General features: G+C 49.1%; 8 protein-coding genes. 2 read left to right on the forward strand and 6 right to left on the reverse strand.

What is annotated here, in order from left to right; translation table 11 throughout:
• Positions 1-103 precede the first annotated feature (103 nt).
• Positions 104-2,521, forward strand: coding sequence for a DNA topoisomerase (ATP-hydrolyzing) subunit B (gyrB, locus tag AC3ZFK_RS01730; protein ID WP_487506024.1), 2,418 nt, complete (start codon positions 104-106; stop codon positions 2,519-2,521).
• Here the strand turns inward: gyrB and AC3ZFK_RS01735 are convergent.
• The 5 genes from AC3ZFK_RS01735 to glyQ are packed head-to-tail and all read right to left on the reverse strand — an operon-like array spanning position 2,518 to position 7,153.
• On the reverse strand, positions 2,518-3,246 hold the full coding sequence (locus AC3ZFK_RS01735) for a lysophospholipid acyltransferase family protein (protein WP_487506023.1): 729 nt from the start codon (positions 3,244-3,246) through the stop codon (positions 2,518-2,520). The two genes, gyrB and AC3ZFK_RS01735, sit on opposite strands and share 4 nt — an antisense overlap.
• Entirely contained in the window at positions 3,246-3,797 is a 552-nt protein-coding gene (gene gmhB, locus AC3ZFK_RS01740; RefSeq protein ID WP_487506022.1) for a D-glycero-beta-D-manno-heptose 1,7-bisphosphate 7-phosphatase, read from the reverse strand. The genes AC3ZFK_RS01735 and gmhB overlap by 1 nt, the downstream gene beginning before the upstream one ends.
• 2 nt (positions 3,798-3,799) lie before the next feature.
• A complete protein-coding gene (locus tag AC3ZFK_RS01745; protein ID WP_487506021.1) occupies positions 3,800-4,141 on the reverse strand; it encodes a MazG nucleotide pyrophosphohydrolase domain-containing protein in 342 nt (113 codons plus the stop codon).
• 7 nt (positions 4,142-4,148) lie between these two features.
• Positions 4,149-6,230 (reverse strand): glycine--tRNA ligase subunit beta, encoded by a 2,082-nt coding sequence (glyS, locus tag AC3ZFK_RS01750; RefSeq protein ID WP_489433714.1) that lies wholly within the window; start codon positions 6,228-6,230, stop codon positions 4,149-4,151.
• Entirely contained in the window at positions 6,227-7,153 is a 927-nt protein-coding gene (gene glyQ, locus AC3ZFK_RS01755; RefSeq protein ID WP_487541287.1) for a glycine--tRNA ligase subunit alpha, read from the reverse strand. The genes glyS and glyQ overlap by 4 nt, the downstream gene beginning before the upstream one ends.
• A gap of 99 nt (positions 7,154-7,252) precedes the next feature.
• Here glyQ and AC3ZFK_RS01760 point away from each other — a divergent pair, with 99 nt between their 5' ends.
• Positions 7,253-8,440 carry a BaiN/RdsA family NAD(P)/FAD-dependent oxidoreductase gene (locus AC3ZFK_RS01760; protein ID WP_487506018.1) on the forward strand — a complete coding sequence of 396 codons (1,188 nt, stop codon included), beginning with the start codon at positions 7,253-7,255 and terminating at the stop codon, positions 8,438-8,440.
• 36 nt (positions 8,441-8,476) lie between these two features.
• Here AC3ZFK_RS01760 and AC3ZFK_RS01765 read toward each other — a convergent pair.
• The coding region (locus AC3ZFK_RS01765; RefSeq protein ID WP_489433715.1) for a U32 family peptidase at positions 8,477-9,427 on the reverse strand (951 nt) is incomplete at its 5' end.

Consider the following 9,427-nt stretch of genomic DNA (forward strand, 5'->3'; position numbering starts at 1 on the left):
AGGGGATTATTATCGAGCGTATATTTTTATATTACAAGCGGTGGTAAATAACCCTGATATATAAAGTTGTTCTACGCTAACGCCTTGATTTGCTGAGAAAATTATGAGTGATGAAAACCTGTATGATGCCTCCAATATTCGTGTACTGAAAGGTCTTGATGCTGTTCGAAAAAGACCTGGGATGTACATCGGTGATACCGATGATGGAACAGGTCTGCACCACATGGTTTTTGAGGTTGTAGATAATGCGATTGATGAGGCTCTGGCTGGCCACTGTAATCGGATAGGGGTAACAATTCATACCGACAACTCTGTTACCGTCAGAGATGATGGAAGAGGAATTCCTGTTGATATTCACCCAGAGGAGAATAGGTCAGCCGCAGAGGTAATCATGACCGTGTTGCATGCCGGGGGAAAGTTTGACGATAACTCATATAAAGTTTCCGGAGGATTGCATGGAGTGGGGGTTTCGGTGGTAAATGCTCTCTCCGAGGACCTTCAGTTGACGATCCATAGGGGGGGTAAGGTTTATAGGCAGAGTTACAGGTTGGGGGAGCCTGTCGCACCTCTGGAGCCTGTAGGGGATTCCGATCAGTCTGGGACCGAGGTGCGTTTCAAGCCAAGTACTGAGATTTTTAGTACGAATGAGTTTCATTACGATATTCTTGCAAAGCGGTTAAGGGAGCTCTCATTTCTTAATTCTGGTGTCCATATCGAGCTGAATGATGAGAGGGGGGATGGAGAGCGGCATGATGTCTTCAATTATGATGGGGGGATTAGCGCTTTTGTTGAACACCTGAATCGAAAAAAGACCCAAATTCATGAGAAGGTTGTCTATTTTGATCTGGAGAAGGGTGGGGTAACGGTAGAGGCGGCCCTGCAGTGGAACGACTCCTATCAAGAGAACATCTTCTGTTTTACCAATAATATCCCCCAAAAGGATGGTGGTACCCATCTGGCCGGGTTTAGAGGTGCATTGACCAGGTCAATTAATCGATACGTTGAAAAAGAGGGGATTGCAAAAAAATCAAAAGTCTCTCTGACTGGTGATGATGCCAGAGAAGGGTTGACTGCAGTCGTCTCTGTTAAGGTGCCAGACCCCAAGTTTTCTTCCCAAACCAAGGATAAGTTGGTCTCATCAGAAGTACAAAGCATTGTAGAATCAATAACATATGATGTGGTGTCAGATTTTCTGCTAGAGAATCCAGGTGAGGCAAAAACAATTACAGGAAAGATTGTTGATGCGGCACGGGCACGTGATGCTGCGAGAAAGGCGCGTGAGCTTACGCGGCGCAAAGGGGTGCTGGATATAGCGGGACTTCCCGGAAAGCTTGCAGACTGTCAGGAGAGGGATCCTGCGCTCTCTGAACTGTTTCTGGTGGAGGGTGATTCAGCTGGTGGTTCGGCCAAGCAGGGTAGAGACCGCAAGACCCAGGCAATACTTCCGCTGAAGGGAAAAATTCTCAATGTAGAGAAAGCTCGTTTTGACAAAATGCTCTCCTCGGCAGAGGTGGGAACATTGATTACTGCATTGGGCTGCGGGATTGGTAAAGAGGATTATGATCCTGACAAGCTGCGTTATCACCGCATCATCATAATGACGGATGCCGATGTGGATGGTTCTCATATCCGCACACTGCTGCTGACCTTCTTCTATCGTCAGATGACTGAGTTGGTAGAGCGAGGGCATGTCTATATTGCACAGCCACCGCTATACAAGGTTAAAAAAGGGAAGCAGGAGCGTTATGTAAAGGATGACCCTGCACTGGAGGATTATCTGCTACAGACAGCCATTCATGGTGCGGAGCTATTCCTGTCCAGTTCTGTGCCACCTATCTCGGGTAGTGCGCTTGAGACCCTGGCTAAGCAGTATCTGCAGGTTGAAAGCAGTATTGAGAGGCTGTCTCGCCGCTATGACCGGGATGTTTTGCAGACCTTGGTTAGCTCCCCGGCTCTCTGGTTGGAGTCTGTTGATAATGACGAGGCCTCAGCATGGCTGGACTCGTTCCTGACCATGGTAAACAGGGATAGAAAACCTGAGGATCAGATTGTTGCATCGATAGTTGCCGACTCCACAACCGAGCGTTCACTCTGTTTTAATATTCGTACTCATGGCATGGTTGAGTCTACCCACTTCTCTGAGGAGTTTTTCCGCTCTGCAGAGTACAAGGCAATGATGTCATTAAGAGAGAGCCTGGAAGGGCTGATTGAGGCAGGAGCCGAGATCAGAAGAGGGGAGAGAGCACACCCGGTAACCTCATTAGGTGAGGTTGTTGAGTGGTTGATGAAAGAGGCAAAGAGGGGTCAGCAGATTCAACGCTATAAAGGTCTTGGTGAGATGAATCCGGAACAGCTGTGGGAGACCACACTGGATCCAGAGACACGTCGTCTGCTTCAGGTGAATATTGAGGACACTATTGCTGCAGATGAGATTTTTACCACCCTTATGGGTGAGCTGGTTGAGCCTCGCAGGGAGTTTATTGAGGATAATGCGTTGATGGCATCAAACCTTGATGTTTAGGAAAGAGGCTCCTGGAGCTTTTCAAGTTTCTCCATTTCACTATTGATCCACTCTTCAGCACGCCGGTTGATCTCATTGGCAGAGAGCCCTGTAGTCTCAATCGGTCGTCCAATATGTACCTCTATTGTTCCAGGCTTTTTTAATAGGCCGCGACGCGGCCAGAATGTACCTGCGTTATGTGCTACCGGGATAACCGGGTAACCTGAACCTGCGGCAAGGGTTGCACCACCTTTTGCAAACCTCTTTTTTGTGCCTGGTGCAAGACGAGTCCCCTCTGGAAAAATAACCACCCAGATGCCCGCTTTCAGTCTCTCTATCCCCTGGTCAACTACTTGTTGCAGTGCCTTGCGACCAGCCTGGCGATCAATTGCTACCGGTTTTAACAGTGCCAGCCCCCATCCGAAAAACGGGACCCATAGGAGGCTACGTTTAAGCACCCAGACCTGAGGGGGAAAGATGCGTTGAAAAGCCATGGTTTCCCAGGCGGACTGGTGTTTACTAAATATGATGGCTGCCTTTGAGTTGTCGATATGCTCGACACCAGAGATCTTGTAGTTCAATTTGCAGGTTATCTTCAGCCACCAGATAACAAAGGTGGCCCAGAGGGTTATGATACGGTAACGGACAGGGAACGGAAAAGCTGCAACCAGTAGAGCAAGCAGGGTGATAACGGGGGCACTAATCACCATGCCAACAAAAAACAGTAGAGACCTAAGGTAGATCATTATGTATCAGAGAGGGCACCACTCAAGAGAGCATCAACAAAGCTGTAGAGATCGTTAAACTGCAGAACATCGTCCAGACCCTGATCCGCTTCGATTGTCCTCTCGCCCTTGCCTGTTTTTACCAAAATAGGAATGGCGCCAACTGCTCTAGCGGCATCAAAATCGCGTAGTGAGTCACCAACAGCATAAACCCCCTCAACCGGTTTGCCTAATCTGGTCTCTATATCTTTGAACAGTCCGGGTTTAGGTTTTCTGCATTCACACTCATCCTCTGGCTGGTGTGGACAGTAAAAGATGGCCTCTACAGAGGCCCCTTCCTCCTCAAGCTGAAGATACATTTTCTCGTGTATTTTTCCCAGTGTCTCAATATCAAATAGTCCACGACCAACCCCGGACTGATTGGTTGCAACTACGACCCGATAACCTGCATGGTTAAGTCTGGCAATTGCCTGAATACTACCGGGTAGTGGATGCCACTCATCGGGGGATTTGATGTACTCATCCGAATCCTCATTAATGACACCATCCCGATCAAGAATAATCAGCTCCATGGCTACTGCTCCTTAACTCCTCTGAACTCCGAAACACGGATTCTCCCATCAACCATCCTCGATTGTCTCTGTTCCAGCTTTTTCATCTTGTCCCAGAATGATTGATTAAGGTCGAATTTTGCCGCAATTGCAGTTCCCATCAACAGGATAAAGAGGTCCGCGCACTCCTCGGCCAGCTCCTCTTTCCCTTTTCCCTTGGTGACACATGATGAGATCTCTCCCAACTCCTCAGCCATGAGTGAGATTCTATAGGTCATCTCTTCGCCACCATTCTCACTAAACTGATGTTTGTCGTGAAAGGCCTGGACCTCATTCAACATCTCTTGGTAGGAGTCTCTGTTCATCTCTGTCTCAGGTGGTATGGAGCAGAGAGATATCTGCAATTCTGAGGAACTGGTTACGTAGTTGGGAGAGCAGGGCGAGACGATTATTCCGGATATCCTGATCATCTGCCATTACCATCACCGTATCAAAAAACTGATCAACAGACCCCCGCAACCCTGAGAGAAGTTTCAGTGCAGTCCCATAATCGTTCTGTTGCAGGGCATCATCGAGCTGTTGGCGGATCTGATCAAGTCTGGAGTGGAGAGACTTTTCAGCCTCCTCCTCTAGCAGTGCAACATCAACCTGGCCATCAACAACATCATCAGCCTTTTTCAACAGATTATGTATTCGCTTGTTGGCAGCACTCAGGCCGACAGCCTCTTCACTATCAACAAAACTGTTAACAGCAGAGATACGGAGATCAAAGTCCATCGGCTGTGGAGGCTGACAGGAGAGGACAGACTCAAATACTGCCGGTGAGATATTTTGGTCTCGGTAGTAGCCGCGCAGCCGTTCCAACATGAAGGCAAAAACCTTCTGTGCAGTACCACCATCTATTTTGTCTCCGTAGCCTTCAGCCGCCGACTGAATCAGCCTCAGCAGGTTTAGAGGATGGCTATTTTCAACCATGATACGGAGCACCCCAAGAGCTGCCCGGCGCAGAGCAAATGGATCTTTATCTCCTGTTGGCACCATTCCAATGCCAAAAATTCCCACCATGGAGTCAATGCGCTCAGCCAGGGCAACAGCTTCGCCTGTGGGGGTTGATGGGAGTTGATCGCCAGAGAAGCGGGGCATGTATTGCTCATCCAGGGCAGCCGAAACCTCTACAGGTTCGTTATCATGCTCCGCATAGTAGCGTCCCATGGTGCCTTGCAGCTCCGGGAACTCCTTTACCATATTGGTCAGCAGGTCACATTTCCCCAGCATTGCCGCACGGTTGGCGTGTTCAGTGCTGGACCCAAGTTCGGATGCAATGGTTGAGGCAAGCTGAGCAACACGTTCCGACTTGTCCAAAAGTGATCCAAGCTTGTCCTGATAGACTACTTTTTTCAGCCCATCCTGGTGAGAGGAGAGCGCTTGGCTCAGATCCTGTTCCCAGAAGAATGCGGCATCAGAGAGGCGTGGACGAATTACACGCTCATTCCCACTCTGTACCATTGTTGGGTCACTGCTCTCGATGTTGCTTACAGTTATGAAGTGAGCCATCAGCTCTTCACTGCCATTCACCACCGGGAAGAACTTCTGGTGGCCTTGCATTGATGCAATCAATGCCTCCTGAGGAACCTCCAGGAAACGCTTCTCAAAGCTGCCGCCAACTGCAACAGGCCACTCTACAAGTGCCGTGACCTCATCAAGCAGTGCAGCATCGATAACGGCATGGCCACCAAGCTTTTCAGCCACAGCAGCGACTTGCTGGAGAATCTTCTCTTTTCGATTTTTACTGTCAGCTAGTACCATCCCATCACTTTCCAACTGTGTCGCATAGCTATCTGCAGATGAGATTGTTATTTTCTCAGGGTGGTGGAAACGGTGCCCCTGAGTCTGGTTGCCTGAGGTGATTCCATATAGTGTGGCAGGGACAACAGTTGTGCCAAGCATGGCCACAACCCAGTGTACAGGGCGCAGGAATTCAGCATCGGAGGATCCCCAGCGCATTCTTTTTGGAATAGGGAGGCGATCCAGGGCGGTCTGAATAATCTCTGGCAATAACTCAATCGTGGGAGCACCCTTGGATGTTATCTGATAACTCATCCAGATCCCCTTGGGGGTCTCAACCCTATCAAGCTGGTCAACCTCAACCCCACAAGAGCGGGCAAATCCGATTACAGCCTTGGTTGGGCTTCCATCATCCTCAAAGGCCGCGGCCTCCGCAGGGCCTTTTCTCTCGGTTTCACGATCAGCCTGTTTTGTCTGTAGCGCTTTGATGGTAAGTGCCAGGCGTCTTGGAGCAGCGTAAAGTCTGACCTCTCCATATTCCAGACCGGTACTCTGGAGGCTTGACTCTACCTCTTGTCCCAGGGCCTGACTCAGTGATTGCAGAGATTTTGGCGGGAGCTCTTCAGTACCCAGCTCAAACAGAAAGTCTTCAAATTGGGTTGTGCTCATGAGGCTTCTCCGGAAGGTGTGACAGACTCGTCAAGCATGGGGAATCCAAGACTCTCGCGGCGCTCATAATATGCCTGCGCAACAGCACGGGAGAGGCCGCGAATGCGTCCAATAAAGCGGGCACGCTCAGTGACCGAAATGGCATTTCTGGCATCCAGTAGATTAAACAGATGAGAGGACTTAAGCATCATCTCATAGGCAGGAAGAGAAAGATCGGCCTCAATAAGCTTCTTGCTCTCTGCCTCACAGCTATCAAATTGATGAAATAGCTCCTCTATATTGGCATGTTTGAAATTGTAGGCAGACATCTCCACCTCATTCTGGTGAAAGACATCTCCGTAGGTAACCTTGCCTAGCGGGCCATCGGTCCATACCAGATCAAAGACGCTCTCCACTCCCTGCAGATACATGGCGATACGCTCCAGGCCATAGGTGATCTCGCCGGTTACCGGACGACAGTCAAGGCCACCCACCTGCTGGAAATAGGTGAACTGGCTCACCTCCATCCCATTCAACCAAACCTCCCAACCAAGCCCCCAGGCACCCAGGGTGGGAGATTCCCAGTTGTCTTCCACAAAACGGATATCGTGTACCAGCGGATCAATTCCCAGCATACGAAGCGAGTCGAGATAGAGCTCCTGAATCTTCAGTGGCGATGGTTTGATTACAACCTGAAACTGGTAGTAGTGTTGCAATCTATTTGGGTTCTCACCATAACGCCCATCAGTTGGGCGGCGGGATGGCTGTACATAGGCAGCACTCCAGGGCTCAGGCCCGATTGCCCGCAAGAATGTGGCGGGGTGGAAGGTGCCGGCTCCAACCTCCATATCGTATGGTTGATTTAGTAGGCACCCCTGTTCCGCCCAGTAGTTCTGAAGCGAAAGAATCAGCCCCTGAAAAGTAGATGAATCGTTGTTGTTCATGAAAAACCTGAAAAGATGGTTGTTATCTCTCTGGAAAAGGGGGAATTATAACACCACTGCTTCCACCTCATGTCCACCTCCATTACAGTTGTACCTGTTATGTCAAATACTACCCAGACAGATGTTCTGATTATTGGTGCCAGCGCATCAGGCTTGATGTGTGCAATAGAGGCAGGAAAGCGAGACCGCAGAGTTATTGTGCTGGATCATGCAGATAAACCGGGCAAAAAAATCCTCATATCTGGAGGGGGGCGCTGTAATTTCACCAATCAGCAGGTAAGTGCTGACAACTACATATCCCACAACCCCCATTTCTGTAAATCTGCGCTGAGCCGTTTTACCCAGTGGGATTTTATCGCCATGGTGAACCAATATCGGATCCCACACCATGAGAGGGATCACGGACAGCTATTCTGTGACAACAGCGCCAGGGATATCCTAGATATGCTGCTCGCCGAGTGTGAAATGGCAGGAGTGGATATACGTCTACAGAGAGAGATTAAAACCATCGGTAAGGAGGGTGAGCGCTTCACTGTAGAGACATCACGAGGGTGTTTTCAGGCGACCTCTTTAGTGATGGCTACCGGTGGGCTCTCTATTCCAAAGATGGGAGCGACCCCTTTAGGCTATCGGATAGCGGAACAGTTTGGGCACCATATCTGGCCAACTACTGCGGGGCTGGTTCCACTGACCCTGCATAGTGAGGAGCGAGAGAAGTTTTCCGTATTGTCAGGTGTTGCAGTGGACAGTGTTGTTAGCACAGGTCATAACCAGTTTAGAGAGAGCATGCTGTTTACCCATAGAGGCCTTAGTGGCCCAGCTATTTTGCAAATCTCATCGTACTGGCATCCGGGTGAGACCATTTACATTAATCTATTGCCGGATACGGATTTAGAACAGTTTCTGATTACAAAGCAGTCAACACAACCCAATAGTAGGGTGGGAACTGTATTGAGTGAGCTTCTGCCCAAGCGGATTCCTCCGCTGTTACTGGGCAGAGAGATAGCAGATACCAGACTGCAGGAGATGACTTATGCCCGTTTCGGTGATGTTGCGCAACAGCTGCAAAGGTGGGAGCTCAAGCCAAATGGTACGGAGGGTTATAGAACCGCTGAGGTAACCCTGGGAGGAGTTGACTGTGATGAGCTCTCATCCAAAACCATGGAGTCCGGCAAGGTGTCGGGGTTGTATTTTATTGGAGAGGTGGTTGATGTCACTGGCTGGTTAGGCGGTTACAACTTTCAGTGGGCCTGGTCATCGGGCTGGTGTGCGGGACAGGTGGTTTAGGCCGTTATAATTATGGGGGATTTACCGGACGGGGTACTAGATCCCTTGTCTGTATTGGGTCTGGGTTGAGGGAGAGATTCCCTGGTTAAGTTGTTCTGTTGCTTTGCTGTCACCATTGAGATGCTGCATAAACAGCCTGACAATGTCAGGCTTCTCAATCTCGACTCTTGTGTTGGTTTTTATATCTCTTAGGTCAATTAGAAAGCTGGAAAATGTATTTGGCATATCTTTAACAATGTCGGTATTCAGAAAATCATACTCATTATAGACAGAGTGATATCCGCCTTTCGCCTTATCAATAATGAAGGAGACCTGTTTAAGATTTGTAATGGATGAGGATTTGTCACAGCGTTGAATGCATTTGTCATCTACTATATTTTTCTCGCATCCGGTCACGGGGTGGAACATGCAGACTCGGCTGGTCATCAATACGATAGGGTGCGACATGCTGTAGTAGAGATCAAAACCAGCAGGTTTTTTGATCCTCTTTATCTGCTCTCTGTTGAGTTCATTTGAGACAAATGCACCACTACAGTTAAAATTTTCCTTCAGGCACAACAGGCTGAATGAGTTGACAAGATTCATATAGGGGCCAGCAACCCAGGGGATTCCCCGCTGGTATGCCTCGTAGGCTACGCCACTGTTATTGGTAACAATCTTTTTCGGTTTCAGCTGGTGAAGAAACTCTACAGCGGCATGGTACTCCTCACCAATTAATACAGCCGGAAACCACGGGACTAGCTGCGGGCTGTCGTTAAATAGCTCAATGAGCTCAGCGCTGCTGTCTTGAGTGGAAGAGGGGAGCTGGAAATAGATCTCTGCAACACCATCAACAGAGAGATCAAGATCATCGCGGGAAGAGATCAGTAGTGATAGAGAGTGCTTAATCTCTTCACCAGATCTCTTCAGGGCTGGCATCTCAACTGGACTAACCCTCTCTCTTGAGCCATTCAGGACGAATAGAATTTCAATTTTTATCTTGGTTAG

It is taken from the genome of Candidatus Thiopontia autotrophica, from assembly GCF_982804495.1.

What these genes read in the sequence shown, in the direction of transcription:
- gyrB (WP_487506024.1), top strand. Translation starts at nt 104, where the DNA reads ATGAGTGATGAAAACCTGTATGATGCCTCCAATATTCGTGTACTGAAA.
- AC3ZFK_RS01735 (WP_487506023.1), bottom strand. Translation starts at nt 3,246, where the DNA reads ATGATCTACCTTAGGTCTCTACTGTTTTTTGTTGGCATGGTGATTAGT.
- gmhB (WP_487506022.1), bottom strand. Translation starts at nt 3,797, where the DNA reads ATGGAGCTGATTATTCTTGATCGGGATGGTGTCATTAATGAGGATTCG.
- AC3ZFK_RS01745 (WP_487506021.1), bottom strand. Translation starts at nt 4,141, where the DNA reads ATGAACAGAGACTCCTACCAAGAGATGTTGAATGAGGTCCAGGCCTTT.
- glyS (WP_489433714.1), bottom strand. Translation starts at nt 6,230, where the DNA reads ATGAGCACAACCCAATTTGAAGACTTTCTGTTTGAGCTGGGTACTGAA.
- glyQ (WP_487541287.1), bottom strand. Translation starts at nt 7,153, where the DNA reads ATGAACAACAACGATTCATCTACTTTTCAGGGGCTGATTCTTTCGCTT.
- AC3ZFK_RS01760 (WP_487506018.1), top strand. Translation starts at nt 7,253, where the DNA reads ATGTCAAATACTACCCAGACAGATGTTCTGATTATTGGTGCCAGCGCA.